Origin of the sequence: Streptomyces sp. NBRC 110028, assembly GCF_001417735.1 — a bacterium.
Lineage (GTDB): Bacteria > Actinomycetota > Actinomycetes > Streptomycetales > Streptomycetaceae > Streptomyces.
Window position 1 is genome coordinate 689,653 of the sequence record NZ_BBUZ01000022.1, and the last position, 26,316, is coordinate 715,968.

Consider the following 26,316-nt stretch of genomic DNA (forward strand, 5'->3'; position numbering starts at 1 on the left):
GGGATGGCATGTCCTACTTCTCCGAGTTGGCCTTTCAGTACATCGGCGGTGAGTGGCGCACCGGCAGCGGTTCCTGGGACATCGTCGACTTCAATCCGTACGACGGGGAGAAGCTGGCCTCCATCACCGTGGCCACCGTCGACGAGGTCGACCTCGCCTACCGCGCCGCCGAGCGGGCCCAGCCGGAGTGGGCGGCCCGCAGCCCGTACGCCCGGCGGGCGGTCTTCGAGCGGGCGCTGAGCGTCATCGAGGAGCGCGAGAAGGAGCTGACCCAGGCGATCATCGCGGAGTGCGGCGGCACCCACGTCAAGGCGGGTTTCGAACTGCACCTCGCCAAGGAGTTCCTGCGCGAGGCGGTCCAGCTGGCGCTGCGCCCCGAGGGCCGCATCCTGCCGTCGCCGGACGACGGCAAGGAGAACCGCCTCTACCGGGTGCCGGTCGGCGTCGTCGGCGTGATCAGCCCGTTCAACTTCCCCTTCCTGCTGTCGCTGAAGTCGGTCGCCCCGGCGCTGGCCCTCGGCAACTCCGTCGTCCTCAAACCGCACCAGAACACCCCGATATGCGGCGGCGGTCTGGTCGCGAAGATCTTCGAGGAGGCCGGGCTGCCGGCCGGGCTGCTCAATGTGGTCGTCACCGACATCGCGGAGATCGGTGACGCCCTGATCGAGCACCCGGTCCCGAAGGTCATCTCGTTCACCGGCTCCGACCGGGTCGGCCGCCATGTCGCCACCGTCGCCGCCTCGCACTTCAAGCGCTCCATCCTGGAGCTGGGCGGCAACAGCGCGCTGATCGTGCTGGACGACGCCGACCTCGACTACGCGGTGGACGCCGCGGTGTTCAGCCGCTTCGTCCACCAGGGGCAGGTCTGCATGGCGGCCAACCGGGTGCTGGTGGACCGGGCGGTGGAGCGCGCGTTCACCGAGAAGTTCGTGGCGAAGGTGAAGTCGCTGAAGGTGGGCGACCCGGGCGACCCGGCCACCCACATCGGCCCGCTGATCAACGAGGGCCAGGCCGAGGCCATCACCGCGCTCGTCGACCAGACGATCGCCGACGGCGCGACCGCGCTGGTCCGGGGGCGGGCCCAGGGCACCCTGATGGAGCCGAGCGTGCTCGGCGACGTCCCCGAGGGCGCGGCGATCCTCACCCAGGAGGTCTTCGGCCCGGTCGTGGTGCTGATCCCGTTCGACGGTGACGAGGAGGCCATCCGGATCGCCAACGACACCGACTACGGCCTCAGCGGCGCCGTGCACACCGGCGACATCGAGCGCGGTGTCCGCCTGGCCAAGCGCGTCCACACCGGCATGATCCATGTGAACGACAGCACCGTGCACGACGAGCCGATCGTGCCGTTCGGGGGCGAGAAGCACTCGGGGCTCGGGCGGCTCAACGGCGAAGCGATGATCGAGGACTTCACCACCACCAAGTGGATCTCGATCCAGCACGGTCGCAGCCGGTTCCCGTTCTGATCGAGGTCCGCTTACGGGGATTACGGGCTCACGGGCTTGCGGACTTGCGGACTTGCGGACTTGCGGACTTGCGGACAGAAGCTGACCGCAACCCTTCCTACTGTGAGGTCCATCGAACGGCGGCCGACCCGGCCGCCCTGGTGAAAGGCGGCAGCCATGCCCATCATCGTGAGTTCCGAAGCCGGCAAGGACGAGCGCTCCGCGCTGCTGGCCTTCCTGGACGCGCAGCGCGGCGGCATCCGGCGCGCCGTGCACGGTCTGACCGAGGAGCAGGCCCGTAGCGCGCCCAGCGCCAGCGCGCTGTCCCTGGCCGGGCTGGTCAAGCACGTGACCTCCGCCGAGCTGAGCTGGGTGCGCAGGGGCCAGGGCCAGGGGGAGACCCGGCTGTCGCCCGAGGCGTTGGCGGAGTTCGAGAAGAGCTTCGTCCCCACGGAGGACGAGACGGTCCCGGTGCTGCTGGAGCGGTATGAGGCGGTGGCGCGCGCGACCGACGACGTCGTGCGCGCGCTGCCCTCGCTCGACGCGACCTTCGAGTCGCCCCGCTACCCCTGGGACGAGGGCGGCACCCGCACCTGGCGCTGGCTGGTTCTCCACCTGATCCAGGAGGTCGCCCGGCACGCGGGGCACGCGGACGTCATCCGCGAGACGATCGACGGGAAGGGCGCGTTCGATCTGGTCTTCGAGACCGGGGCGATGCCCGAGCCCGATTGGTCGCTCATGGAGGGCTGACCCCCCTACTCTGGACCCCAGCGCAGGTCAGGCGGGGGCAAGATGGGGAGACGGGCACATGTCAGCGATCCGGCTGCTGGTGCTGGGAGCGGTGCGCCAGCACGGGCGGGCGCACGGCTATCAGGTCCGTAACGACCTGGAGTTCTGGGGCGCGCACGAGTGGTCCAACGCCAAGCCCGGATCGATCTATCACGCGCTCAAGCAGATGGCGAAGCAGGGCCTGATGCGCGCCCACGACGTGGCCCCGAGCACCGTCGGCGGCCCGCCGCGCACCGAGTACGAGCTGACCGCGGCGGGCGAGGAGGAGTACTTCAAGCTGCTGCGGGACGCGCTGCTGCGGCACGATCAGAAGATCGACGAGCTGACGGCCGGGGTCGGGTTCATCGTCGATCTGCCGCGCGGCGAGGCCATCGCGCTGCTCAAGGAGCGGGTGGCGGCGCTGGAGGCGTGGCGGGCCGAGGTCACCGGGCACTGGTCGCCGCCGCAGGGCGCCCCCGACCAGTGGGGCCACATCGGCGAGATCATGAAGTTCTGGGTCCACTCGGCCGACAGCGGCGCCGAGTGGACCCGCGGGCTGATCGAGCGGCTCGAGGGCGGGGCGTACGTCATGGCGGGCGAGGGGGAGCGCTCGGTGGACGTCCTGCCGGACGGGGCGACGAACCCGTACGCGGAGGAGTCCCACGAGTAATCAAGTTTGACTAGCCCCCGGTCGGGGAGTACCTTCCGGATGCTCGTAGTCAAGTTTGACTAATGGTGGTGCTCATCCGAGCGAGAGGGGAAGACCGTGGCCGACAGCGATCCCGCGATCGTCGTCGAAGGACTGCGCAAGACCTACGGAGGGAAACGGGCCGGAGGAAAACCGGCCCTGGCCGGGCTCGACCTGACCGTCCCGCCCGGCACCGTGCACGCCGTGCTCGGCCCCAACGGCGCGGGCAAGACCACCTGCGTACGCATCCTGGCCACCCTGCTGCGCCATGACGGCGGCCGCGCCGAAGTCGCCGGGTACGACGTGCTGCGCCACCCCGACGAGGTCCGCCACCGCATCGGGCTCCTCGGCCAGCACGCCGCGGTCGACGAGGAGCTGAGCGGCCGGCAGAACCTGGAGCTGTTCGGCCGCCTCCACCACCTCGGCGGGCGGCGGGCGGCGGCCCGCGCGGACGAACTGCTGGAGCGGTTCGGCCTCGACGGCACCGGCGACAGGGCGGTCGGACAGTACAGCGGCGGCATGCGGCGGCGGCTGGATCTGGCCGCGAGCCTCATCGTGCGGCCGCGGGTGCTCTTCCTGGACGAGCCCACCACCGGGCTCGACCCGCGCGGCCGCACCGAGGTGTGGCAGTCGGTCCGCTCCCTGGTCGGCGACGGTATGACGGTCCTGCTCACCACCCAGTACCTGGAGGAGGCCGACCAGCTCGCCGACCGCGTCTGCGTGGTCGACCACGGCCGGGTCGTCGCGGACGGCACGACCGATCAGCTCAAGGCCCGCATCGGCGGCGACCGCATCGACATCGTGCTGCGCGACGCCGGTCAGCTGACCGCCGCCGCCTCGCTGATCGGCGCGGCCGCCCGCGCGGCGTCGGTCGAGACCGACCCCGACCGGCGGTGGATCGGCGCCCGGGTCACCGACCGGGTCGCCGCGCTCACCGAGACCGTACGGGCGCTGGACGCGGCCGGAATCGAGGCGGAGGACATCGCCCTGCGCCGCCCCACGCTCGACGAGGTGTTCCTGCACCTGACGAAGGACACGAAGGCCGAAGAGGAGACGCCCGTATGACCGCCATGACCCTCGTCGACTCCTGGACCATGACCCGCCGCGGCCTCGCCCACTGGGCGCGGCAGCCCGTGCAGGTGGTCGTGGGCCTGGTCTTCCCGGTGCTGATGCTGCTGATGTTCGCGTACTTCCTCGGCGGCGGGATGACCGTCCCCGGCGGCGGCGACTACAAGCACTACCTGGTGCCGGGCATGCTGGCCCTCACCATGGCCTTCGGCCTCGAAGCCACCATGCTCGCGATCACCCAGGACCTCAACAAGGGCGTCATCGACCGCTTCCGCTCCCTGCCGATGGCCTCCTCCGCGGTGCTGATCGGGCGCAGCGTGCTGGACATGCTCCAGTCGGGCTTGAGCCTGCTGCTCCTCATCGGGGTCGGGCTCGCGATGGGCTGGCGCTGGCACGGCGGCGCGGGCGAGGCGTCGGCCGCGATCGGGCTGCTGCTCTGGCTGCGCTTCGCGATGCTGTGGATCGGCATCTGGCTGGGCCTGCTCGCCGGGCGCCCCGAACTCGTCCAGGCCGTGCAGATCCTGGTCTGGCCGATCGGCTTCCTGTCCAACGTCTTCGCCTCGCCCGAGTCGATGCCCGGCTGGCTGGGCGCGATCGCGGCGTGGAACCCGATGTCGGCGACGGCCACCGCCGTCCGCGACCTGTTCGGGAGCCCCGGGGGCGTCGGCGGCTCCTGGGCCGCGGAGCACGCCGGACTCCTGGCCGTCTGCTGGCCGTTGGCGCTCCTCGTGGTCTTCTTCCCGCTCGCCGTGGGCCGTTACCGGGGGCTCAGCCGCTGAGCCGCCGTCCCCGATGCCGCCCATGTCACACCTCCACCCGCCGCCGGATGCGGATACGGTGCACGTATGGGGAACGACACGGCGGGCACGGGGGCGGCACGGACACGCGGGCCGGGCTATGCCCTGCTCCTCGCCGCCGGACCGGTGGGCAAGCAGCGGCTGATGGACGCGGCCGCCGCGCTGCCACAGCTCGCGGCCGTGCCCCCGGCCGCGCTGCTGGGCACGCCCGGCGGCGCCAGCGTCGTCCAACTGGTGGACCCCGCCGATCCGCAGACCGTGCTGACGCATCTGCGGACGGCGGCCGCCCATCCGGGTCCGGTGCTCATCTATCTCGCGGGCCAGCTCACCCTCGACCACAAGCAGCGGCTGCCGCACTTCGCGCTGGCCCGTACGACGCCGAGGACCGCCCGCTACACCGCGCTGCCGTGGCACTGGCTGGCCACCGAGCTGGCCCAGCGGCCGCCGGGCGGCACGACCGTGCTCGCCGACCTGGTGGCCGACGAGACGGCGTGGCCCCGGCTGTCCGACGGGCGGCTGCCGGTCGACACGCTCGCCTCCGGGCTGACGCTCTACGGGACGGTCGCCCCGGCCCCGCCCAAGCGCCGGCTCGCGGCACCGGCCTACAGCCGCGCGCTGGCCGGGCTGTTGCGCGGCGGCGCCGCGGACCGCCCGCCGTTCGCCCTGCTGCACCAGCAGGCCGCCGCCGAGGCGGGGCTGGGCGCCGGGCCCGGGCTGCTGCTGGGCGCGCCGGTGGAGGGCTACGCGGCGTACGAGGCGTCGGCGACGTACGGGGTCCCGGGGGCGTATGAGCCGCGGGAAGCGCACGAGACCCAGCAACCCCAGAGCCCCCAGCAACCCCAGAGCCCCCAGCAGCTCCAGAGCCCCCAGCAACCCCAGAGCCCCCAGCAGCTCCAGAGTCCCCAGCAGTCCCAGGCACCGGGCGTATCGGGCCGGGCGGCGCCATCCGCCGCGCCGCCCCCGCCCGGGCCGCCGCCCCTGGCCGCCCCGCCCGCCCCCGGGAGCGCCCCGGCGCCCGAGCCGATACCGGCCCGGCGGGCCGAGCCCGTCCGGGCCTCCGCGTCCGTCCCCGATCCGCACGCCGCGATCTTCGAGGCCGCGCACGCCGGACGGCACAGCGAGGCCGCATCGATGGCCGCCGCATGGGAGCAGGAGGCCCTTCGGTCGGCGGGCCCGCGCTCCTCCGAGGCGATCCACTGGCTGGAGGTGCGCGCCGACCTCTCCCGGCTCGCCGGGGATCCGGCCCGCGCGTGTGAGCTGTGGCTGGCGGTGGCCGACGCCCGGCTGGGCAACGGCGAGCCGGCCGGACACCCCGAGGTGGAGGGAGCCGTGGACCGGGCCCACCACCAGTGGCAGTTCGTCCAGGAACCGGCCCGGGCGCATGCCCTCGCGCCGATGCTGATCGATCTGCGGGGCCGGGTGCCGGGCCGCAGACCGGGCGCCCTGGAGGCCGTACGGCGCAGGGTCGAGCTGCTGCGCGCCACCGCGCAGGCGGGCTGACCCCCCTGGCAGACGCTCAGTGGTGGAAGGCCGTGGCGACGGCCTCGGGCCGCCCCATCGGCCCCGGCTGCTCGCGCAGTTCGGGCAGCAGCGTGCGCAGATCGTCCAGGAAGAGGTCGGACAGGTCCGCCGAGAAGCCGTTGCGGCACACCACCCGCAGCACCGACAGATCCTCGCGGTTGGCCGGGAACGAGTACGCGGGCACCAGCCAGCCGTGTTCGCGCAGCCGCCGCGACACGTCGTACACGTCGAAGGCGGTGATCTCCTCCGCCGTCGTGAAGGCGAACACCGGCAGCTCGTCGCCGCGCGTGAGCAGGCGGAAGTCGCCCAGCTCCGCGATCCGTGCCGAGAGCGAGCAGGCCACGTCGCGGGAGGTCTGCTGGACGGCGCGGAAGCCGTCCCGGCCGAGCCGCAGGAAGGTGTAGTACTGGGCGGCCACCTGGGCGCCGGGCCGGGAGAAGTTGAGCGCGAAGGTCGGCATCTCGCCGCCCAGGTAGTTGACCCGGAAGACCAGTTCCTCGGGCAGGCACTCCGGCGTACGCCACAGCGCCCAGCCCAAGCCCGGGTAGACCAGGCCGTACTTGTGCCCCGAGGTGTTGATGGAGGAGACCCGGGGCAGCCGGAAGTCCCACATCAGCTCCGGGTCGAGGAACGGCGCCACCATCGCGCCCGAGGCGCCGTCCACATGGACCGGTACGTCCAGACCGGAGCGCTCCTGGAGGCCGTCCAGCGCCGCGCACACCTCGGCGACCGGTTCGTACGATCCGTCGAAGGTCGAGCCGAGCACGGCGACGACCCCGATGGTGTTCTCGTCGCACAGCTCGGCGGCGGCCCGCGGGTCGAGGTGGAACCGGTCGCCCTCCATGGGCACGTGCCGCGGCTCCACCTCCCAGTACGCGCAGAACTTCTCCCAGCACACCTGGGTGTTGATCCCCATGACCAGATTGGGCCGGGCGGTGGCCGGATAGCGCACGGGGTTCCGCTTGGCCCAGCGCCGCTTGAAGGCCAGCCCGGCGAGCATGCACGCCTCGCTCGACCCGGTCGTGGAGCAGCCCACCACGGTCTCCGGGTCGGGGGCATGCCACAGGTCGGCGAGGATGGTCACGCAGCGCCGCTCCAGCTCCGCGGTGCGCGGGTACTCATCCTTGTCGATCATGTTCTTGTCCCGGCAGTCGGACATCAGCCGCGCCGCCTGTGGCTCCATCCAGGTGGTGACGAAGGTGGCGAGATTCTGACGGGCGTTGCCGTCGAGCATCAGCTCGTCGTGCACCAGCTGGTACGCGGCCGAGGGCGCCATGGGCCCGTCCGGGAGGCGGCGGCGCGGGGGGTTCGTCGACATGCCGCTGACCGGGTCGGCCACGCCGTAGACGGGGTTGACCGAGATGTCGGGCCGCTTTGCCGTGCCGCGCCTGCCGCCGTGAAGTGCCATGCCCATCAAATTACGGACATCTGCGGCGAATCACTGGATCCCGCGCCGCCCGGGGCTGACGGCGACCCCGCGCCGTCAGCCCGCGCTGCTCAGCGACAGCTTCGCCGCGAAGCCCAGGAACGCCGCCCCCGCACCCGCCGACAGCCCGGCCGTCAGCCGCTTGCGCCGCCGGAAGAGGGCGGCGAGATACGTGCCACCGAAGATCAGCAACGACAGATAGGTGATGCTGAACAGCTCCGCCCAGGCGCCCAGCGCCACGAAGGACAGCGCCGGATGGGCGTACTCCGGATCCACGAACTGCACGAAGAAGGAGATGAAGAACAGGATCGCCTTCGGGTTCAGCAGGCTCACCACCAGCGCCCGGCGGTACGGCCGCTCGACCGCCGCGCCCGCGCCGTTCCCGCCCTCGCCGGAGGAGGCGGCCGTCCCGGAGGGCGCGGCCGCCTCGGGGGTCGCGGCCTCCGCCGCGGCCCGCGCCGCGCCCGGCCCCTCGCGCCACAGCCTCCGCGCCCCGCGCAGCATGCCCACAGCGAGCCAGGTCAGATAGCCCGCGCCGGCGAACTTCACCACCGCGAAGAGCGCCGGGCTCGCCTGGAGCAGCGACGCCACGCCGCCCGCGGACAGCGCCATCAGCACCGCGTCCCCGCACAGCACCCCGGCCGCCGCCCGGTAGGCGGTCCGGGGGCCGCGGCGCGCGGCGACGGACACCACATAGAGCGAGTTCGGGCCCGGCAGCAGGATGATCAGGGCAAGGCCCGCCAGATACGTCGAAAGATCGGTTATCCCCAGCACAGACGGCAGGATGCCAGGGAGTGCGGATCGGCCCCGCGGGATTTCGGCATCCGGACTTGCGCCTCACGCGACGTGAGGCGCCACCGTGGAGCCCGTACGGAACACCAGGGAGAGCGGACCAGGTCATGAGCTACTCGGTGGGACAGGTCGCGGGCCTCGCGAACGTCACGGTGCGCACGCTGCACCACTACGACGAGATCGGGCTGCTGCGTCCGGGCGCCCGCAGCGCGGCCGGGCACCGGCGGTACGACGACGCCGACCTCGACCGGCTGCAGAGCATCCTGTTCTACCGGGAACTCGGCTTTCCGCTCGATGAGGTGGCGGTCCTCCTCGACGACCCGGACGCGGACCCGCAGGCCCACCTGCGGCGCCAGCACACGTTGCTGACCGGCCAGATCGAGCAGCTGGAGAAGATGGCCGCCGCTGTCGAACGCGCCATGGAGGCACGGAAGATGGGCATCAACCTGACCCCCGAGGAGAAGTTCGAGGTCTTCGGCGGCGACCCGGACCAGTACGCGGACGAGGTCGAGGAGCGCTGGGGGAACACCGAGGCGTACCGGGAGTCCCAGCGCCGGGCGGCCACGTACACCAAGGAGGACTGGCAGCGGATCAAGGCCGAGGGCGACGCGATCAACGACCGCTTCATCGCGCTGATGGAGTCGGGCGCGGCGGCGGAGTCCGGGGCGGCGATGGACCTCGCCGAGGAACACCGGCAGTGGATGTGCCGGAACCACTACGACTGCCCCCACCGGCTGCACGCCTGTATCGGCGAGATGTACGTGACGGATCACCGCTTCACCGAGAACATCGACAAGGCCAAGCCGGGGCTCGCCGCCTACCTCCGGGGCGCGATCGTGGCCAACGCGGAGCGCCACGGGTAGCGGGTGCCGTACGGGGGAGGGGCGGGCGGACAGCGGGAACCACGGGGACGCACACGGCGTTGATAGCTTTGGGCGGCACACTGCGAAGCGATGAACCCCGCAGCAGTCCGACCCCGACCCTGCGGCCGGGCCTCGCACGAGCACGAGCCTGCACCCCTCGACCCAGGAGCCTGTGACCCGTGACCACCCTCGCGCTCGGCCCTCAGTGGCTTGACCCGGACTATCTGATCGAAACCTTCGGGCTGCTCGGCGTGCTGGCCATCGTCTTCGCGGAGTCCGGCCTGCTCATCGGCTTCTTCCTGCCGGGTGACTCGCTGCTGTTCACCACCGGTCTGCTGGTCACCACCGAGGTGATCAAGCAGGAGCTGTGGCTGGTGTGCGTCGCCGTCGCCGTCGCGGCGATCGTCGGTGACCAGGTCGGATATCTCTTCGGCCGGAAGGTCGGCCCGGCACTCTTCAAGCGCCCGGACTCCAAGCTCTTCAAGCAGGAGAACGTGGAGAAGGCGCATGAGTTCTTCGAGAAGCACGGCCCGAAGTCGCTGATCCTGGCCCGTTTCGTGCCCATCGTGCGGACGTTCACGCCGATCATCGCGGGCGTGAGCCGGATGAACTACCGCTCCTTCATCATCTTCAACATCGTCGGCGGTGTGCTGTGGGGCACGGGCGTCACCCTGCTGGGCGCGGCGCTCGGCAAGGTCGACTTCGTCCACAAGCACATCGAGCTGATCCTGGTCGGCATCGTCCTGCTGTCCGTCATCCCGATCGCGATCGAGTTCCTGCGGGCCCGGAGCAAGGCCAAGAAGGAGGCCGCCGAGGCGCCGGCCGGGCCGGTGGCCGACCAGCAGGGCCCGCGCGGCCGCCACGCCAAGCGCTGACCGGGCGGCACGCCGAGCGCCGGCCGCCCCTACCGCGAAATCTTCACTCTCACTTCACAGGGGTCACTCCACTACACACCCGTCGCGCACGCTGCCCCCACTCCCGCTCGGCGGCCGCCTCCCCGCACAATGGGCTTCGGCGGCCGCCGATGTTGCATCGTGGCTGCTGACACAGTGCACGGGGAGGCGGTCGAGGAGCGAGGCGGAGTGGGGACGGAGCGACAGTACGTGCAGCGTGGCGCCGGCACGCAGAACGCGGACACGGCGGAGAACCGCAAGCCGCAGTCCGATGAGGCGCGCAGTGCCTTCACACCACCCCAGGGCGTACCGAGGCCGCCCTCGCCCGATGGCGAGCACCCGACCTCGGAGTTCGCCATCCCCGAGGGGCTGGTCACCGAGCCGACCGCGGCCGAGCCCGAGGGCTCGGCCTTCGTGGCGCCCCCCGGGGTCACCACGTCCAACCAGACCACCGGCGGCTTCGCCTTCACGCCGCCGAACGGCATACCCATGGTCCGGCTGACCAAGGACGCGCCCTGGCAGGACCGGATGCGCACGATGCTGCGCATGCCGATCAGCGAGCGCCCGACGCCCGAGCGCGCCGATCCGCCGGACGACACGGGCCCCGCCGTGCCCCGTGTGCTCGATCTCACCCTCCGCATCGCCGAGCTGCTCCTCGCGGGCGGCGAGGGGGCCGAGGACGTCGAGGCGGCGATGCTCGGCGTGGCGCACGCGTACGGGCTCGACCGCTGCGAGCCCACGGTGACCTTCACCCTGCTGTCGGTCAGCTACCAGCCCTCGCTGGTCGAGGACCCGGTCACCGCCAGCCGTACGGTGCGCCGCCGGGGCACCGACTACACCCGGCTGGCCGCCGTCTTCCGGCTCGTCGACGACATCACCACGCAGGACGACTTCACCCTGGAGGAGGCGTACCGGCGGCTCGCCGAGATCCGCCGTAACCGCCACCCGTACCCCGGCTGGGCGCTCACCGTGGCCGCCGGCGGGCTGGCCGGCGCGGCGAGCATGCTGGTCGGCGGCGCGTGGCCGGTGTTCTTCGCGGCGGCGATCGGCGCGATGCTCGGCGACCGGCTGGCGTGGCTGGCGTCCGGGCGCGGGCTGCCGGAGTTCTACCAGTTCGTGGTCGCGGCGATGCCGCCCGCGGCGATGGGGGTCGCGCTCAGCCTCCTGGGCGCGGGACTCCAGTCGTCCGCGGTGATCACCGGTGGGCTGTTCGCGCTGATCCCCGGGCGGGCCCTGGTGGCGAGCGTCCAGGACGGGCTGACCGGTTATTACATCACCGCCGCCGCCCGGCTGCTGGAGGTCGGCTACCTGATCGTCGGCATCGTCTGCGGCGTGCTCACCGTGCTGTACGGGGGGCTCCAGCTGGACGCCAAGCTGAACCCGGAGGCGGCGCTGGGCCACGACGTGCGGCCGGTCACCCAGACCCTGGCGGCGATGCTGCTGGCGCTGACGTTCTGCATCCTGCTCCAGCAGGAACGTCACACCGTGCTGTTCGCCACGCTCAACGGCGGGGTCGCCTGGGTGGTCTACGGCTCCCTCGCGGACACCGCCCAGGTGCCGCCCGTGGCCGCCACGACCGTGGCCGCCGGGCTGGTCGGCCTCTTCGGCCAGCTGCTCTCCCGCTACCGCTACGCGTCCGCCCTGCCGTACGTCACGGCGGCGATCGGACCGCTGCTGCCCGGTAGCGCGACGTACTTCGGACTGCTCGCCCTCGCGCAGGGAAATCTGGACCGCGGCATCCCCCATCTCACCCAGGCGGCGGCACTGGCCCTGGCGATCGCCATCGGGGTGAACCTGGGTGGCGAGGCGGCCCGGTTGTTCCTCAAGGTCCCGGGTGGCGCGGACGACCCCTCGGGGCGTCGCGCGGCCAAGCGCACCCGCGGCTTCTGATCTGCGCCTGTCTGCTCTGACCTGCGCAAAACGTGAACGGGCCGGTCCGAGGACCGGCCCGTTCAGGTGTCGGGGCTCAGTGGCCGCCGGACGCCTCCAGGCGCTTGATGGACGCCTCGACCTCGGCCTCGGCCTCGGCGCGTCCCACCCAGTTGGCCCCCTCGACCGACTTGCCGGGCTCCAGGTCCTTGTAGACCTCGAAGAAGTGCTGGATCTCCAGGCGGTCGAACTCGGACACGTGGTGGATGTCACGCAGGTGCTCGACCCGCGGGTCCGACGCGGGCACGCACAGCAGCTTGTCGTCGCCGCCCGCCTCATCGGTCATCCTGAACATGCCGATGGCACGGCACTTGATCAGGCAGCCGGGGAACGTCGGCTCGTCGAGAATGACCAGGGCGTCCAGCGGGTCGCCATCCTCGCCGAGGGTGTTCTCGACAAAGCCGTAATCCGCCGGGTAGCTGGTCGAAGTGAAGAGTCGACGGTCGAGACGGATGCGCCCCGTCTCGTGGTCCACCTCGTACTTGTTCCGCGAACCCTTCGGGATCTCGATGGTGACGTCGAACTCCACGGGTGGCTCCTCCATGATCAACACATACGTCTGGTGATTAAGTGTCCCCCACGCAGGTGTGTGGTGGCGAAAGGGGCTGGTCCGTCGTGCCTGAAGCCAGATCACGGCAGTTCAGGGAGTTGCTCGCGCGCGGGCGGACCCTCGTGCGGGACCAGTGGCGCCGCGCCCGGCTCCGAGAACGCCGGCGGTACGGCGGGGCCCGCGGGCGGTGGCTCCCCGGCCGGGCCATCGAAGAGCTTCGCGAACGGTGGTGGAACGCCCCGGTCCGCGAACCGCTCCACGAACGCCTCCGCACGCGCTGGCGGCACAGCCGGACGCGGACGCGCTGGCAGCGCACCCCGGCCCAACAGCGCGCGACCTGGCGGCTGGTGGCCGTCTCCGGCACGGTCGGCCTCGCCGTCGCGGCCGGATCGGTGCTCGCCGCCGGGCCCTGGGACGCCGGTCAGCGTGACGCCGAACGCGCCCGCGCCGCCCGGGGGCCGGGCGCGGGCGGCGAGCGCCACCCCGGGGGCCGCGCCCCCAGCGCGGCGCCCGTGCTGGCCGCCCTCGGCGCGCCCGGCGCCGTACCGTCGCCGGACAGCGGCGAGGACGCGGTCCCGCCGCCCACCGGCGGCGGGCTCGCCGACGCCCTGGAACCGCTGCTGGACGATCCGGCGCTGGGCGACGAGCGCGCGGCGTCCGTGGTGGACGTGACGACGGGCCGGCAGGTGTTCGGGACCGGCGCGAAGGGCGCCGTGGTGCCCGCGTCGACCATCAAGCTGGCGACCGGCGCCGCCGCGCTGTCCGCCCTCGGCCCCGACCACCGGATCAAGACCACCGTCGTCCAGGGAGGCGACGGCGGCATCGTGCTGGTCGGCGGCGGCGACCCGACCCTCACCGCCCGCGCCGCCAAGGGCGCGGACAGCCCCGCCTCGCTGCGCGCCCTGGCCGACGGCACCGCCCGGGCGCTGAAGAAGCGCGGCACGACGTCCGTCCGGCTCGGGTACGACACCTCGCTGTACTCCGGGCCCGGGCTGCACCCCATCGGCCCCAACGAGAACATCTCGCCCGTCACCCCGCTGATGGCCGACGAGGGCCGCCTGGACGACAGCGACCACGGCCCGGCCGCGCGCTCCGAGGACCCGGCCGCCGACGCGGCCGGAGCGTTCGCCTCGATGCTGCGCGAGCGCGGCGTCGAGGTGACCGGGCAGCCGCGGGCCACGGAGGCCGGAAAACACGCCCGGCCGCTGGCCACCGTCCGCTCCCGGCCGCTGTTCGCGCTCGTGGAGCGGATGCTGACCAACAGCGACAACGACATCGCCGAGGCCCTGGCCCGGCAGACCGCCGTCGCCTCCGGTGAGCCCGCGAGCTTCGCCGGCGCGGCGAAGGCCGTCACCGCCCGGCTGCAGAAGCTCCGGCTGCCGGTCTCCGGCGCCCGCATCGCGGACGGCAGCGGGCTGAACCGCGACGACCACGTCTCCGCCGCGCTGCTCGCCCAGGTGCTGGTGCGGGCCGCGGACATCGGCCACCCCGAGCTGCGGCCGCTGCTCACCGGGCTGCCGGTGGCCGGATTCAGCGGCACCCTGCGCACCCGCTACGGCGCGGACACCGTCGGCCGCGGCGTGGTGCGCGCCAAGACCGGCACCCTGACCGGGGTCAACACCCTGGCGGGCAGCGTCGTCGACGCCGACGGCCGGCTGCTGGTGTTCGCGTTCATGACCAACGGCACCACCGACGCCGCAAGCGCCCAGCGCGCCTTGGACACGATGGCCTCGGCGCTCGCCAACTGCGGATGCCGGTGAGTCGGGGGCGACGTGGGTGACGCGTCGCCCGGTCGGGCGGGGGCGGCCGGGTGTGCGGGGGAGCCGTCTCCTCCCGGATGGGGCGCGGGCCACGTACCGTGAAGCCATGACGAGCATCGGTGGTGTGGAGATGGTCGACTGGAACCTGGCCGTCGCGACCGCGACCCGGCTGGTGCGTCCGGGCCCCGAAGTGAGCCGGGACGAGGCGCGCGCCGTCGTCGCGGAGTTGCGCAGGCACGCGAAATCGTCGGAGGAGCACGTACGCGGCTTCACCCGGATGGCCGTCCCCGGCGGCCCGGCGTCCGACACTCCCGTCCTCGTCGTGGACCGCGCGGGCTGGATCCGGGCCAACGTCGCGGGTTTCCGCCAGATCCTGTCGCCGCTGCTGGGCAAGATGCAGGACCGGCGCGGCGGGCTGCCCGGTGGGGCGGTGCTGGGCGCGGTCGGCGGCAAGGTGACCGGGGTCGAGCTGGGGATGCTGCTGTCGTTCCTGGCCTCCCGGGTGCTCGGCCAGTACGAGACGTTCGCGCCCGCCACCCGCGACCTGCCCGCCGGGGCCCCGGGCGGCGGCCGGCTGCTGCTGGTGGCCCCCAACATCGTCCACGTGGAGCGCGAGCTGGACGTGGCCCCGCACGACTTCCGGCTGTGGGTCTCGCTGCACGAGGAGACGCACCGGACCCAGTTCACCGCGGTGCCCTGGCTGCGCGACCACATCGAGTCCGAGATCCAGGCGTTCCTGGGCGAGACCGACGTGGATCCGGCCACCCTGCTGGAGCGGATCCGGGAGGCCGTCCAGTCGCTGGGCGGCGGGCGGCCGGACGGCGAGGAGACCGCGGGGCGCGGCGGCGCGGCCGGCATCATCGAGCTGGTCCAGACCCCGGCCCAGCGCGAGATCCTGGCCCGGCTGACCGCCGTGATGTCACTGCTCGAGGGGCACGCGGACTACGTGATGGACGGGGTCGGGCCGGACGTCGTGCCGAGCGTGGCCGAGATCCGCGAGAAGTTCCAGAAGCGGCGGGCCAGCGGCGCCGGCCGCCTCGACCAGGCGCTGCGCAAACTGCTGGGGCTCGACGCCAAGCTGCGGCAGTACCGTGACGGTGAGCGGTTCGTACGGGCCGTGGTGGACCAGGTCGGCATGGACGGTTTCAACCGGGTCTGGACCTCCCCGAACACGCTCCCGACCAAGTCGGAGATCGGCAAACCCGCGGAGTGGGTCGCGCGGGTGCACCGTAAGGCGGAGTCGTAGGACCGGCTCACTCGGGAACGGATGAATGCTCCCGTTAATCACTCGTCCGAGGGACCGTTCGCGACGGGTAGGCGTGCGATGCTCGGGGAACAGCTCGCTTCTGTCACCATCGACATACACAGCGTGACGAATTCCCCCGCGTGACGACATTTCTCGTACGCCCCCGAGGCACCCCCTCGCATGACAGATGGGAAACGGACATGGGTCCCCATCCAGCGGTCGCCGCGATACGCCTGGCGGTCCGCCGCGTCCTCCACGACGTCCTCGTCGACTCCCCGGCCACCTCCGCATCCGCACAGCATCCCCCGGCCGCCCCGCCCTCCCCGGCCCAGGCGCCCGCCCCCCGCGGCTCCGCCCCCCGCGAGGGCCGCCCCCTCGTGCTCGCCGCCTGCTCCGGCGGGGCCGACTCCATGGCCCTCGCCTCCGCGCTCGCCTTCGAGGCCCCCCGGCTCGGCCTGCGCGCCGGCGGCGTCACCGTCGACCACGGCCTGCAGCCGGGCTCCGATCTGCGCGCCGCCGAGGTCACCGAGCGGATGCGCGAGCTGGGCCTGGCCCCCGTCGAGTCCATCGCCGTGTCCGTCGGCCGGGACGGCGGCCCCGAGGCCGCCGCCCGGGACGCCCGCTACGCCGCCCTCGACTGCGCCGCCGAGCGCCACCACGCCGCCGCCGTACTGCTCGGCCACACCCGCGACGACCAGGCCGAGACGGTTCTGCTGGGCCTCGCCCGCGGCTCCGGCACCCGCTCGCTGTCCGGCATGGCCCGCGTCTCCGGCACCGGCGGCCGCTACCGCCGCCCCTTCCTCCAGCTCGACCGGCACACCGTCCGCGAGGCATGCCTGGCCCAGTCGCTGCCCGTCTGGGACGACCCGCACAACGTGGACCCGGCCTACACCCGCTCCCGGGTCCGCCACGAGGCGCTGCCCGTCCTGGAGAAGGCGCTCGGCAAGGGCGTCGTCGAGGCCCTCGCCCGCACCGCCCAGCTCTCCCGCGACGACGCCGACGCCCTCGACGCCTGGGCCGTCCGCGCCGAGGCCGACATCCTGCGCACCACCCCGGCCCCCGCCCCCGGGGACGGGCCCGGCGGCCCCGACGCGGTCGAGCTGGACACCGTCGGCCTGCACGGGCTGCCCCCCGCCGTCCGCCGCCGGGTGCTGCGCCGCGCCGCCATCGCCGCGGGCGCGCCCGCCGGTTCGCTCTTCGCCCGCCACATCGAGGAAGTCGACCGGCTGATCACCGGCTGGCGGGGCCAGCGGGCCATCAACCTCCCCGGCCGCGTCGAGGTCCGCCGGGAGGGTGGCAGACTGGTGATCCGGCAGGGCTGATCCGCCCGAGCCAGATGAGCCGGTTACGTCGAACGAGAGTGGCGCGGGTGGACGACAAGGACATGGGCACCGACCTCAAGTCGGTCCTCATCACCGAGGAAGAGATCAACGCGAAGCTGGCCGAGCTGGCCGCCCGCATCGACGCCGAGTACGAGGGCAAGGACCTGCTCATCGTCGGCGTCCTCAAGGGCGCGGTGATGGTGATGGCGGACCTGGCGCGGGCCCTGTCCACGCCGGTCACCATGGACTGGATGGCCGTGTCGTCGTACGGCGCGGGCACCCAGTCCTCGGGCGTGGTGCGGATCCTCAAGGACCTGGACACCGACATCAAGGGCAAGCACGTCCTGATCGTCGAGGACATCATCGACTCCGGTCTGACGCTGTCCTGGCTGCTGTCGAACCTGGGGTCGCGCGAGCCCGCCTCGCTGAACGTGTGCACGCTGCTGCGCAAGCCGGAGGCGGCCAAGGTCGCCATCGACGTGAAGTGGGTCGGCTTCGACATCCCGAACGAGTTCGTCGTCGGATACGGCCTCGACTACTCGGAGAAGTACCGCAACCTGCGGTTTGTCGGGACCCTGGCCCCGCACGTCTACGGCGGCTGAGAGCACCGCCTTCCCCTGGGAACCTGGCGCGGTTTTCCGCCGTTGGAGCAGGGGAAGGCGGATGTGTTAACACTCCACGGCGGCGTCGGGTGACAATGCTGGGGTACCGTCCGAAGGTCAGTCTTTTTCGAGACTGAGGATTACACAGCTCATACACCACTAAATACACCGCAATACACCGCACGCACAGGCACCCCTCCAGGGCTGCCGTGCCTCACTGTGGCAGGAGGGACGGGGCGGTTTCGCCCCGTATGGATGGACGTGAAGCGCTACTTCCGTGGGCCGGTCATGTGGATCGTGCTGGCCGTCCTCGCCGTGGTCGTGTTGATGCAGGTCGTCGGCTCGTCCGGCGGCTACAAGTCGGTGGACACCAGCCAGGTCGTCAAGGCGATCAACAGGAACCAGGTCCAGTCCGCCGAGCTGACGACCGGCGACGAGCACAAGATCAAGGTCGAACTCAAGGACAACGTCGCCAAGGTCTCGGGCAGCAACAAGCTCCAGGCCACCTACATCGGCGACCAGGGCGTCGACCTCGCCAGGACCCTGCAGGCGAATGCCCAGAAGGACAACGGGATCCCCGACGGGTACAACGTCTCGACATCGAAGCAGAACCCGTTCGTCGGGATTCTGCTCTCGCTGCTCCCGTTCGTGCTGATCGTCGTGGTCTTCCTGTTCCTGATGAACCAGATGCAGGGCGGCGGCTCCCGGGTGATGAACTTCGGGAAGTCGAAGGCCAAGCTGATCACCAAGGACACGCCGAAGACGACCTTCTCCGATGTGGCGGGGTCGGACGAGGCGGTCGAGGAACTCCAGGAGATCAAGGAGTTCCTGCAGGAGCCGGCGAAATTCCAGGCCGTCGGTGCCAAGATCCCCAAGGGTGTGCTGCTGTACGGCCCGCCCGGTACGGGTAAGACCCTGCTCGCGCGCGCCGTCGCGGGCGAGGCGGGCGTCCCGTTCTACTCGATCTCCGGTTCCGACTTCGTCGAGATGTTCGTCGGTGTCGGTGCCTCCAGGGTCCGTGACCTGTTCGAGCAGGCCAAGACCAACGCCCCGGCCATCGTCTTCGTCGACGAGATCGACGCCGTCGGCCGGCACCGCGGCGCGGGCATGGGCGGCGGCCACGACGAGCGCGAGCAGACGCTGAACCAGCTGCTCGTGGAGATGGACGGCTTCGACGTGAAGGGCGGCGTCATCCTGATCGCCGCCACCAACCGGCCGGACATCCTGGACCCGGCGCTGCTGCGCCCCGGCCGTTTCGACCGGCAGATCGCCGTCGACCGCCCGGACATGCAGGGCCGTCTGGAGATCCTCAAGGTTCACCAGAAGGGCAAGCCGGTCGCGCCGGACGTCGACCTGTCGGCCGTCGCCCGCCGTACCCCCGGTTTCACGGGCGCCGATCTGTCGAACGTGCTGAACGAGGCCGCCCTGCTGACGGCCCGCAGCGACAAGAAGCTGATCGACAACCACTTCCTGGACGAGGCGATCGACCGTGTCGTGGCCGGTCCGCAGAAGCGGACCCGGATCATGAGCGACAAGGAGAAGAAGATCACCGCGTACCACGAGGGCGGACACGCCCTGGTCGCGGCGGCCTCTCCGAACAGCGATCCCGTGCACAAGGTCACGATCCTCTCCAGAGGCCGGGCCCTGGGCTACACCATGGTCCTGCCGGACGAGGACAAGTACTCGACCACGCGCAACGAGATGCTGGACCAGCTCGCCTACATGATGGGCGGCCGGGCGGCCGAGGAACTGGTCTTCCACGACCCGACCACGGGCGCCTCGAACGACATCGAGAAGGCGACCGCGACGGCCCGCGCGATGGTCACGCAGTACGGCATGACCGAGCGGCTCGGCGCGATCAAGTTCGGCTCCGACAACTCCGAGCCGTTCCTGGGCCGTGAGATGGCCCACCAGCGCGACTACTCGGAAGAGGTCGCCGCATTGGTGGACGAGGAGGTCAAGAAGCTCATCGAGGCCGCGCACAACGAGGCGTGGGAGATCCTCGTCGAGAACCGCGACGTCCTCGACAACCTGGTGCTGGCGCTGCTGGAGAAGGAGACGCTGAACAAGGAGGAGATCGCCGAGATCTTCACCCCGATCGTGAAGCGTCCGGCCCGTCCGGCGTGGACCGGTTCCTCGCGGCGTACGCCCTCCACCCGCCCGCCGGTGCTCTCCCCCCGGGAGCTCGCCCCGGCGAACGGTGCCCAGCCCACCTCGGCGGCCTCGCTCACCAAGGCCACCACGCCCGAGGACGGTGCCGAGCGGCCCGAGGAGTCGGGCTCCGGCTCCGAAAGCTGATCCGTCCCTCCCCGGGGCTCACAGGCCCCGGGGAGGGACCCGGAATGAATGCCGCGCCACCCAGGTTTTAGCCTTGGTGACGCGGCATTCCGCGTTATGTGCACATAAGGAACGAGGCAGCTCCATGACGGACCCGGTGACGCTGGACGGTGAGGGCACCATCGGCGTGTTCGACGAGAAGCGAGCTGAGAACGCGATCCGTGAGCTTCTGATCGCCGTCGGCGAGGACCCCGACCGCGAGGGGCTGCGCGAGACGCCGGGGCGGGTGGCCCGCGCGTACAAGGAGATCCTGGGCGGACTCTGGCAAGAGCCCGAAGACGTCCTGACCACGACGTTCGATCTCGGGCACGACGAGATGGTACTGGTGAAGGACATCGAGATCGTTTCTCTGTGTGAGCACCATCTCCTTCCCTTCCACGGAGTGGCTCATGTCGGATACATCCCGGCCGACAGCGGCAAGATCACGGGGCTGTCCAAACTGGCTCGCCTCGTGGACGTCTTTGCCCGCCGCCCGCAGGTCCAAGAGCGGCTGACGACCCAGATCGCGGACTCGCTCATGCGCATTCTCGATGCGCAGGGCGCGATCGTCGTCATCGAAGCCGAGCACATGTGCATGTCGGTCCGCGGCATACGGAAACCCGGCGCGAAGACCACGACCTCGGCGGTGAGGGGTCAGCTGCGCGATGCCACCACGCGTGCTGAGGCGATGAGCCTGATAGTGGCTCGATAGCCCGATTGTCGGTGGTGCCCGATACGGTCCTCCCCAGTGCCCATCACGGGTCAGGGGAGGACCGATGTATTCGGGGCTGCCGAGCCGACAGACGATCAACGGGGCGACCGGCCGTCGGAGAGTGGCTGACGTCCGGCGGGGAGACGCGCTGTGGACGCTCGTGGGCGAGCGGACGGTGACCACCACGGTGATGGACATCACCGTGATCAAGGCCCGCGAGGTCGTGGAAGTGGTGACCGGGCATGCCACATTCGTGGCGGCCCCCAACCAGTTGTTGAGGAGTCCCGACGGCTGGGTTCACGCACGCGACGCGAAGGGGACTGTGCTGGCGTGGACTCACGCACGAACGCGGAGGTCCTGGTGTGACGTCTTCGGGGGCGTGCCGGCGAGAGCCTACAGCTCTGCCGCACACGGACCTGGCGGCCCGCGTCGCGAAGCCGGCGACACAGCACGTCCGCCTCAGCCTGTCTTCGCTCCGCGTCGTACAGAGCGCGTAGCAGCCCGAGCGAGGTCGGCCCCAGCGCTGCTCAGGCCCGGGCCGAGGCGCCCGGCCCGCGGCCGTTCTCGTCGTCGTCCTCCGGCAGCTTGCAGACCCGCTCCAGGAAGAACGCGGCGGCCACCACGCCCGCCCCGGCCAGCACCGACGCCCCCGCGTAGATGGCCTGGTCCTGGCGGGCCGGTACGTCCAGCTGCTCCAGGGCCAGGAAGACGCCCACCCCGCCGTACATCCCGGAGACCAGCGCGGCCACCAGCGCGCTCGCCTGGCCGAAAACCACCGCGCGGGCGGCCACCATCGGGTCCACGCCCTTCGCGTCCGGCTCCCGCTCCCGCTGGGCGCGCAGCCGGGCCCGCAGCGAGATCGCGGTCGCGACCAGCACGACCGCGATCAGGGCCAGCACGATCGGCGCCGCCACCGGAACGCTCGGCAGCGACCCCAGCGTGTCCCACAGCCGGGCGCCCGCCCACGACACCACACCGGCCACGGCGAACAGCCCGACCAGCACCCCGATCCGAAGTTGCCTCACCGAGCGGTCGCCCCTCCATACATCCGTCAAGCTGCCATCCCCGGTCATCTATCGGGGTCAACGTCTATTCGGGCAGTCGCAGTTCCAGGTCCGCGCGGACCTGTACGCCGTCCTGGCCGACCTCGTGCAGCAGCGCCTCGACGCTGCCGCGCCCGGGGAACTCGGCCTGCGGGTCCACGTCGTTCCACGGCACCAGGACGAAGGCCCGCTGGTGCGCGCGCGGATGCGGCAGGGTGAGCAGCGGGTCGTCGGAGACCACGTCCTGGTACGCCACGATGTCCACGTCGATGGTGCGCGGTCCCCACTGCTCGTCCCGCACCCGCTCGAACGCCTCCTCGATGGCGTGGCCGCGCTCCAGCAGCGAGGACGGCGGCAGGGTGGTCTTCACCAGCACCACCGCGTTGAAATACGTCGCCTGGGTGCCCGGCTCCACGCCCCACGGCTCGGTCTCGTACACCGGGGAAACGGCCTTGACCCGCAGGCCCGGGGTGTCCTCCAGCGCGTCCACCGCGCCTTGAAGGGTCTCCAGGCGGTTGCCCAGGTTGCTGCCGAGGGAGATCACTGCCCGTTTGGGGTTGGACAGGGTCACATCGGCGGCGTCCACCTTCTCCACCACGGAGGCGGGAACGGGCTGCACGGTCGGGTCGCTGCTGCTCATACTCGGCTCCGGGTAATGGTGATGGTGACATCGTCGAAGGGAACGGTGATCGGGGCCTGCGGCTTGTGGACGACGACCTCGACCTCGCGCACCGCATCATGCTTCAGGCAGGTGTCCGCTATCCGTTCGGCAAGGGTCTCGATCAGCTCGACCGGCTCGCCCCGCACCACCTCCACGACCTCCTCCGCCACCACGCCGTAGTGGACGGTCTTGGTCAGGTCGTCGTCGGCGGCGGCAGGACGGGTGTCCAGGCCGAGCACGAGGTCCACGACGAAGGTCTGGCCCTCCTCGCGCTCCTCCGGGAACACGCCGTGGTGCCCACGAGCCCTCAGGCCGCGCAGCGCGACACGATCCACCCGAATCACTCCTGCTGGTCGTCGGTGACGCGGGCACACTCCGGGCGGTCCGGAGCGCACCAGTGGCCCCCTGCCGTCGGCGGGGAACCTCCTCGAATCTACCTGCGAATGTCGGCGGCACATGCCCACGGGGTCGCGGCAGGTGCCTCCCACAGCCCGCGCCACCTTCATCTACCCGCACCTCGGGCGCCTCGAACGGAACCCATTCGAGCCATCACGGGGCCGAGAACAGGGGTGGGAAGAGGGGCGAACGGAGGCGGGCACGGGGCCATCAGCCCGGCATCAGCCGGTCGTCGTCCTCGGGACCCTCCGGGCCCTCGTCGTCACGCTCCGCGAGCACCGGGGAGCCGTGGTGCGACCACACCTTCCAGCCGTCGTCGGTGCGCCGGAACACGTTCGTGGCCACCACCAGCTGGCCGACCAGCGGGCCCAGCTGCCCCTCCTCCTCCGCCGGGGCGCCGCTGAGGATGTTCTCCGTGCAGGTCACCAGCGCGGTGTCGGCCATCACCGACACCTCGACGTCGGTCAGGAAGAACTGGATGTAGTCGGTGTTCGCCATGATCAGCGCGTACGAACGCAAGACCTCGCCCCGGCCGCGCAGCACCGGCCAGCCCGGGTGCACACAGGACACCTCGGTCTCGGCGGAGTCCAGCCACAGCCGGTCCAGCGCCCCGTGGTCGCCCTGCTCCATGGCCTCGTACAGCGCGGTGTTCACCAGCGCCACTCGCTCGTTGTCCGTAAGGGAAGTCACAGCGCTCCCGCCGCGTTCGCCGCGTTCTCGGAGTACACGGCCTCGGCCGTCTCGATGGCCCGGGCCACCCGCACCGCGTCCGCGCTCGCCCGCACCTCGTGCACCCGCACCGCCCACGCGCCCTCGCGCGCGGCGATCGCGGTCACCGCGGCGGTCGCGGCGTCCCGCTCCCGGGCGGGCGGCGGGGCGTCCCCGTCCCCGGCCAGGACGCGGCCCAGGAACCGCTTCCGGGAGGCCGCCACCAGCAGCGGGCGGCCCAGTTCGCTCAGCGCGGGCAGGTGTGCGACCAGCGCCAGGTCGTGCTCGGCGTTCTTGGCGAAGCCCAGCCCCGGGTCGAGCACGATCCGCTCCGGGGCGATACCGCCCGCGACGGCCCGGTCCACGCTTCGGCGCAGCTCGGCGACGACCTCGCCGACCACGTCCTCGTACACCGCCCGGTTGTTCATGTCGATCGACTGGCCACGCCAGTGCATCACCACGAAGGGCACCTCGGCCGCGGCCACCGCCGGCACCATCGCCGGGTCGGCGCGGCCGCCGCTCACGTCGTTGACCAGCAGCGCGCCCTCCGCGATCGCCCGTTCGGCGACCGTGGCCCGCATGGTGTCCACGCTGACCAGGACGCCCGCCCCGGCCAGTTCCCGCACCACCGGGATCACCCGGCGCAGCTCCTCGGCCTCGTCGACGCGCGCCGCACCCGGCCGGGTCGACTCGCCTCCGACGTCCACCAGGTCGGCCCCGGCCGTGACCAGGTCCAGACCGTGCTTGACGGCCAGGTCGGTGTCGAACCACTGGCCGCCGTCGGAGAAGGAGTCGGGGGTGACGTTCACCACGCCCATGACCGCACACCGGTCCCATTCCGGCAGTCCGGCCACTCGGCCCCGCTCGCGCAACGTCCTCATGACCTTAAGGCTAGACGTACCGGCAGTCCGGACGGGGGACGCGGGGGCGGGGTGCCCGCTCGGACAGTTCCTAGGCGGCCTGCTCCAGTTCGCGGCGCCGGGCCGGGGCCTGGTGCGCGCAGGGCTGGGGCTCGGCGCGCCGTCCGCGGCGCAGCAGCCGGGGCAGCGCGAGGGAGACGAACCCCTCGGCCTGCATCGCGGCCAGGCCGATGCGCGGCAGGTCCCGGGTGGTGCGGAAGACCACGAAGCGCGGCTCCCAGCGCGGCTGGAACTTGGCGTTGAACTTGTACAGCGACTCGATCTGGAACCAGCGGGACAGGAACACCAGCAGCCCCCGCCAGCCGCGCAGCACCGGGCCCGCGCCCAGCTTCTCGCCGCGCGCCAGCGCCGAGCGGAACATCGCGAAGTTCAGCGACACGCGACTGACGCCGAGGGCCGGGGCGGCCTCCAGCGAGGCGACGATCAGCAGTTCGTTCATGCCCGGGTCGGCGCCGCGGTCGCGCCGCATCAGGTCCAGCGACATCCCGTCCGGGCCCCAGGGCACGAAGTGCAGGACGGCCTTCAGATCCCCGAACGGGCCCTCGTCGGCGCCCTCCTCGGCGGCCTTGTGGGCGGTGGCGATCACCGATGTGCCGTCCGCCGGGTCGCCGATCCGGCCCAGCGCCATCGAGAAGCCGCGCTCGGTGTCGGTGCCCCGCCAGTCCGCCGCGGCGCGCCGGACGGTCTCCAGCTCCTCCGGGTCCAGGTCGGCGACGCGCCGCACCCTGGTCTCGTATCCGGCCCGCTCGATGCGCTTGACCATCTGGCGTACGTTGCGCATGGCGCGCCCGGAGAGGGTGAAGCCCGCGACGTCCACGATCGCCTCGTCGCCCAGCTCCAGCGCGTCCAGACCGGTCTCCCGGGTCCACACCTCGCCGCCGGTCTCGCTGCACCCCATCACCGCCGGGGTCCAGGAGTGCGCCCGCGCCTCCTCCATGAACGCGGCGATCGCGCCCGGCCACGCCTCCACGTCGCCGACCGGGTCGCCGCTGGCGAGCATCACGCCGGAGACCACGCGGTAGCAGACGGCGGACTTGCCGCTGGGCGAGAAGATCACCGCCTTGTCGCGGCGGAGCGCGAAGTGACCGAGCGAGTCACGGTGCCCGTGGGTGGCCAGCAGGTCCCGCAGCCGCTCCTCGTCGGAGGGGGTGAGTCGGGCGGCCGGGTGCTCGGGGCGGAAGGCGAGGTACGCGGTGGTGGCGACCGTCAGCAGGCCGAGAGCGCCCAGCGAGTAGCCGACCGTGTAGTCCGCGCCGTCGCGGTAGCCGACCGGCCCCTCGAAGCCGAAGAGCCCCCACAGCACGTGCGCCAGCTGCGCCGACAGCGACGGGCGGCCCTCGATGGCGTCCGGGTGCGACCGCACGATGAGCAGCCCGATCCCGACGCTCAGCCCGCCCATGACCACGAAGTTGGCCAGCGCCCTCCAGCGGCTGCGCGGGTCGGGCAGCGCGGCGAATTCGCGGCGGTAGCGGATCAGCACGCCCATCAGGACGAGCGAGAAGACGGTGCCCAGGACCGAGTGCCGGTACAGCAGCTGGGCCGCCGCGCCGAGCGGCAGCAGCGCCACCGCCGCGACCCAGGCGCGGCGCTTACGCCGCTTGAGGCCGTGCGCCAGCATGAGCAGCAGCAGCCCGACCACGATCGACGCCGCGGCGGCCAGGGAGCTGACCGCGCCGGGCAGCAGCTCCGCCAGCGCGTGCACCCTGCTGTGCCTCAGCCGCGGGAAGACGATGTCCACGAGCCCGATCAGCATGCAGGCGGTGCCGACGGCCGTCGGCACCGCCTCCGGGCGCGGGCCGCGCAGCACGCGCCGTATCCGGTTGGGAACCCCTCCGGACTTTTCGGCATCTGGACTGTCAGACATTCGCATTCCCGTCGCTTCGGTCAAGA

Annotated in this window: 24 protein-coding genes; 15 read left to right on the forward strand and 9 right to left on the reverse strand. The window is 71.9% G+C overall.

The genetic code is table 11. The annotated features are described in order from the left end of the window. Positions 1-8: 8 nt before the first annotated feature. From ASC60_RS03245 to ASC60_RS03270, 6 genes are all read left to right on the forward strand, one after another. Complete coding sequence (locus ASC60_RS03245; RefSeq protein ID WP_055546406.1) at positions 9-1,466, forward strand: aldehyde dehydrogenase family protein; 1,458 nt, start codon at positions 9-11, stop codon at positions 1,464-1,466. A 156-nt stretch (positions 1,467-1,622) separates the two neighbouring features. Beyond that, positions 1,623-2,195 (forward strand): DinB family protein, encoded by a 573-nt coding sequence (locus ASC60_RS03250; RefSeq protein ID WP_055546409.1) that lies wholly within the window; start codon positions 1,623-1,625, stop codon positions 2,193-2,195. 58 nt (positions 2,196-2,253) lie between these two features. Next, positions 2,254-2,883: a PadR family transcriptional regulator gene (locus ASC60_RS03255; RefSeq protein ID WP_055546411.1), complete on the forward strand. Its 630-nt coding sequence runs from the start codon at positions 2,254-2,256 to the stop codon at positions 2,881-2,883. Between the two features lie 96 nt (positions 2,884-2,979). After that, a complete protein-coding gene (locus ASC60_RS03260) occupies positions 2,980-3,966 on the forward strand; it encodes an ATP-binding cassette domain-containing protein (protein ID WP_055546413.1) in 987 nt (328 codons plus the stop codon). Then, positions 3,963-4,748, forward strand: a complete 786-nt coding sequence (locus tag ASC60_RS03265; RefSeq protein WP_055546415.1) for an ABC transporter permease — start codon at positions 3,963-3,965, stop codon at positions 4,746-4,748. Before ASC60_RS03260 ends, ASC60_RS03265 begins: the two co-directional genes overlap by 4 nt. A gap of 66 nt (positions 4,749-4,814) precedes the next feature. Next, a complete protein-coding gene (locus tag ASC60_RS03270) occupies positions 4,815-6,266 on the forward strand; it encodes a hypothetical protein (RefSeq protein ID WP_055546417.1) in 1,452 nt (483 codons plus the stop codon). A gap of 16 nt (positions 6,267-6,282) precedes the next feature. Here the strand turns inward: ASC60_RS03270 and ASC60_RS03275 are convergent, their stop codons facing one another. Together ASC60_RS03275 and leuE are read right to left on the reverse strand one after the other, a co-directional pair. Next, a complete protein-coding gene (locus ASC60_RS03275; protein ID WP_055547181.1) occupies positions 6,283-7,695 on the reverse strand; it encodes a glutamate decarboxylase in 1,413 nt (470 codons plus the stop codon). Positions 7,696-7,770: 75 nt separating this feature from the next. Next, positions 7,771-8,487, reverse strand: a complete 717-nt coding sequence (leuE, locus tag ASC60_RS03280; RefSeq protein WP_055546419.1) for a leucine efflux protein LeuE — start codon at positions 8,485-8,487, stop codon at positions 7,771-7,773. Positions 8,488-8,612: 125 nt separating this feature from the next. On the opposite strand from leuE, the gene ASC60_RS03285 reads away from it, so the two are divergent. The 3 genes from ASC60_RS03285 to ASC60_RS03295 all read left to right on the forward strand — a co-directional run bounded on the left by ASC60_RS03285 (position 8,613) and on the right by ASC60_RS03295 (position 12,151). After that, positions 8,613-9,368 (forward strand): MerR family transcriptional regulator, encoded by a 756-nt coding sequence (locus ASC60_RS03285; protein WP_055546421.1) that lies wholly within the window; start codon positions 8,613-8,615, stop codon positions 9,366-9,368. A gap of 179 nt (positions 9,369-9,547) precedes the next feature. Further along, positions 9,548-10,243 (forward strand): DedA family protein, encoded by a 696-nt coding sequence (locus ASC60_RS03290; protein ID WP_055546423.1) that lies wholly within the window; start codon positions 9,548-9,550, stop codon positions 10,241-10,243. Between the two features lie 159 nt (positions 10,244-10,402). After that, positions 10,403-12,151, forward strand: a complete 1,749-nt coding sequence (locus tag ASC60_RS03295) for a threonine/serine exporter ThrE family protein (RefSeq protein ID WP_370592863.1) — start codon at positions 10,403-10,405, stop codon at positions 12,149-12,151. 76 nt (positions 12,152-12,227) lie between these two features. On the opposite strand, the gene ASC60_RS03300 is transcribed toward ASC60_RS03295, so the two are convergent. Beyond that, positions 12,228-12,719, reverse strand: a complete 492-nt coding sequence (locus ASC60_RS03300) for an inorganic diphosphatase (RefSeq protein ID WP_009716864.1) — start codon at positions 12,717-12,719, stop codon at positions 12,228-12,230. 86 nt (positions 12,720-12,805) lie between these two features. On the opposite strand from ASC60_RS03300, the gene dacB reads away from it, so the two are divergent. The 6 genes from dacB (at position 12,806) to folE (ending at position 20,698) form a co-directional block, all read left to right on the forward strand. Continuing rightward, a complete protein-coding gene (gene dacB / locus ASC60_RS03305) occupies positions 12,806-14,500 on the forward strand; it encodes a D-alanyl-D-alanine carboxypeptidase/D-alanyl-D-alanine-endopeptidase (RefSeq protein ID WP_370592864.1) in 1,695 nt (564 codons plus the stop codon). Positions 14,501-14,606: 106 nt separating this feature from the next. Beyond that, positions 14,607-15,746, forward strand: a complete 1,140-nt coding sequence (locus ASC60_RS03310) for a zinc-dependent metalloprotease (RefSeq protein WP_055546427.1) — start codon at positions 14,607-14,609, stop codon at positions 15,744-15,746. A 200-nt stretch (positions 15,747-15,946) separates the two neighbouring features. Next, complete coding sequence (gene tilS / locus ASC60_RS03315; protein WP_055546429.1) at positions 15,947-17,068, forward strand: tRNA lysidine(34) synthetase TilS; 1,122 nt, start codon at positions 15,947-15,949, stop codon at positions 17,066-17,068. Between the two features lie 62 nt (positions 17,069-17,130). After that, positions 17,131-17,670: a hypoxanthine phosphoribosyltransferase gene (gene hpt / locus ASC60_RS03320; RefSeq protein ID WP_055547184.1), complete on the forward strand. Its 540-nt coding sequence runs from the start codon at positions 17,131-17,133 to the stop codon at positions 17,668-17,670. Between the two features lie 255 nt (positions 17,671-17,925). After that, positions 17,926-19,968: an ATP-dependent zinc metalloprotease FtsH gene (ftsH, locus tag ASC60_RS03325; RefSeq protein ID WP_055546431.1), complete on the forward strand. Its 2,043-nt coding sequence runs from the start codon at positions 17,926-17,928 to the stop codon at positions 19,966-19,968. 124 nt (positions 19,969-20,092) lie between these two features. Next, positions 20,093-20,698 (forward strand): GTP cyclohydrolase I FolE, encoded by a 606-nt coding sequence (gene folE, locus ASC60_RS03330; protein WP_055546433.1) that lies wholly within the window; start codon positions 20,093-20,095, stop codon positions 20,696-20,698. Between the two features lie 527 nt (positions 20,699-21,225). Here folE and ASC60_RS03335 read toward each other — a convergent pair. The 6 genes from ASC60_RS03335 to ASC60_RS03360 form a co-directional block, all read right to left on the reverse strand. After that, positions 21,226-21,723 carry a DUF3180 domain-containing protein gene (locus ASC60_RS03335; RefSeq protein ID WP_055546435.1) on the reverse strand — a complete coding sequence of 166 codons (498 nt, stop codon included), beginning with the start codon at positions 21,721-21,723 and terminating at the stop codon, positions 21,226-21,228. A gap of 64 nt (positions 21,724-21,787) precedes the next feature. Then, positions 21,788-22,381 (reverse strand): 2-amino-4-hydroxy-6-hydroxymethyldihydropteridine diphosphokinase, encoded by a 594-nt coding sequence (folK, locus tag ASC60_RS03340; protein WP_055546437.1) that lies wholly within the window; start codon positions 22,379-22,381, stop codon positions 21,788-21,790. Next, positions 22,378-22,737: a dihydroneopterin aldolase gene (gene folB / locus ASC60_RS03345; protein ID WP_055546439.1), complete on the reverse strand. Its 360-nt coding sequence runs from the start codon at positions 22,735-22,737 to the stop codon at positions 22,378-22,380. Before folB ends, folK begins: the two co-directional genes overlap by 4 nt. Before the next feature lie 271 nt (positions 22,738-23,008). Continuing rightward, positions 23,009-23,488 carry a nuclear transport factor 2 family protein gene (locus ASC60_RS03350; RefSeq protein WP_055546441.1) on the reverse strand — a complete coding sequence of 160 codons (480 nt, stop codon included), beginning with the start codon at positions 23,486-23,488 and terminating at the stop codon, positions 23,009-23,011. Continuing rightward, complete coding sequence (gene folP / locus ASC60_RS03355) at positions 23,485-24,387, reverse strand: dihydropteroate synthase (protein WP_234356756.1); 903 nt, start codon at positions 24,385-24,387, stop codon at positions 23,485-23,487. Before folP ends, ASC60_RS03350 begins: the two co-directional genes overlap by 4 nt. 70 nt (positions 24,388-24,457) lie before the next feature. Beyond that, positions 24,458-26,290, reverse strand: a complete 1,833-nt coding sequence (locus ASC60_RS03360; RefSeq protein ID WP_055546444.1) for a phosphatidylglycerol lysyltransferase domain-containing protein — start codon at positions 26,288-26,290, stop codon at positions 24,458-24,460. Positions 26,291-26,316: the final 26 nt, after the last annotated feature.

Excerpts from the sequence above, each read along its gene's own strand:
- ASC60_RS03245 (WP_055546406.1), top strand. The coding sequence starts at position 9 with ATGTCCTACTTCTCCGAGTTGGCCTTTCAGTACATCGGCGGTGAGTGG.
- ASC60_RS03250 (WP_055546409.1), top strand. The coding sequence starts at position 1,623 with ATGCCCATCATCGTGAGTTCCGAAGCCGGCAAGGACGAGCGCTCCGCG.
- ASC60_RS03255 (WP_055546411.1), top strand. The coding sequence starts at position 2,254 with ATGTCAGCGATCCGGCTGCTGGTGCTGGGAGCGGTGCGCCAGCACGGG.
- ASC60_RS03265 (WP_055546415.1), top strand. The coding sequence starts at position 3,963 with ATGACCGCCATGACCCTCGTCGACTCCTGGACCATGACCCGCCGCGGC.
- ASC60_RS03270 (WP_055546417.1), top strand. The coding sequence starts at position 4,815 with ATGGGGAACGACACGGCGGGCACGGGGGCGGCACGGACACGCGGGCCG.
- ASC60_RS03275 (WP_055547181.1), bottom strand. The coding sequence starts at position 7,695 with ATGGCACTTCACGGCGGCAGGCGCGGCACGGCAAAGCGGCCCGACATC.
- ASC60_RS03285 (WP_055546421.1), top strand. The coding sequence starts at position 8,613 with ATGAGCTACTCGGTGGGACAGGTCGCGGGCCTCGCGAACGTCACGGTG.
- ASC60_RS03310 (WP_055546427.1), top strand. The coding sequence starts at position 14,607 with ATGACGAGCATCGGTGGTGTGGAGATGGTCGACTGGAACCTGGCCGTC.
- tilS (WP_055546429.1), top strand. The coding sequence starts at position 15,947 with ATGGGTCCCCATCCAGCGGTCGCCGCGATACGCCTGGCGGTCCGCCGC.
- hpt (WP_055547184.1), top strand. The coding sequence starts at position 17,131 with ATGGGCACCGACCTCAAGTCGGTCCTCATCACCGAGGAAGAGATCAAC.
- ftsH (WP_055546431.1), top strand. The coding sequence starts at position 17,926 with ATGGACGTGAAGCGCTACTTCCGTGGGCCGGTCATGTGGATCGTGCTG.
- folE (WP_055546433.1), top strand. The coding sequence starts at position 20,093 with ATGACGGACCCGGTGACGCTGGACGGTGAGGGCACCATCGGCGTGTTC.
- folK (WP_055546437.1), bottom strand. The coding sequence starts at position 22,381 with ATGAGCAGCAGCGACCCGACCGTGCAGCCCGTTCCCGCCTCCGTGGTG.
- folP (WP_234356756.1), bottom strand. The coding sequence starts at position 24,387 with ATGAGGACGTTGCGCGAGCGGGGCCGAGTGGCCGGACTGCCGGAATGG.
- ASC60_RS03360 (WP_055546444.1), bottom strand. The coding sequence starts at position 26,290 with ATGTCTGACAGTCCAGATGCCGAAAAGTCCGGAGGGGTTCCCAACCGG.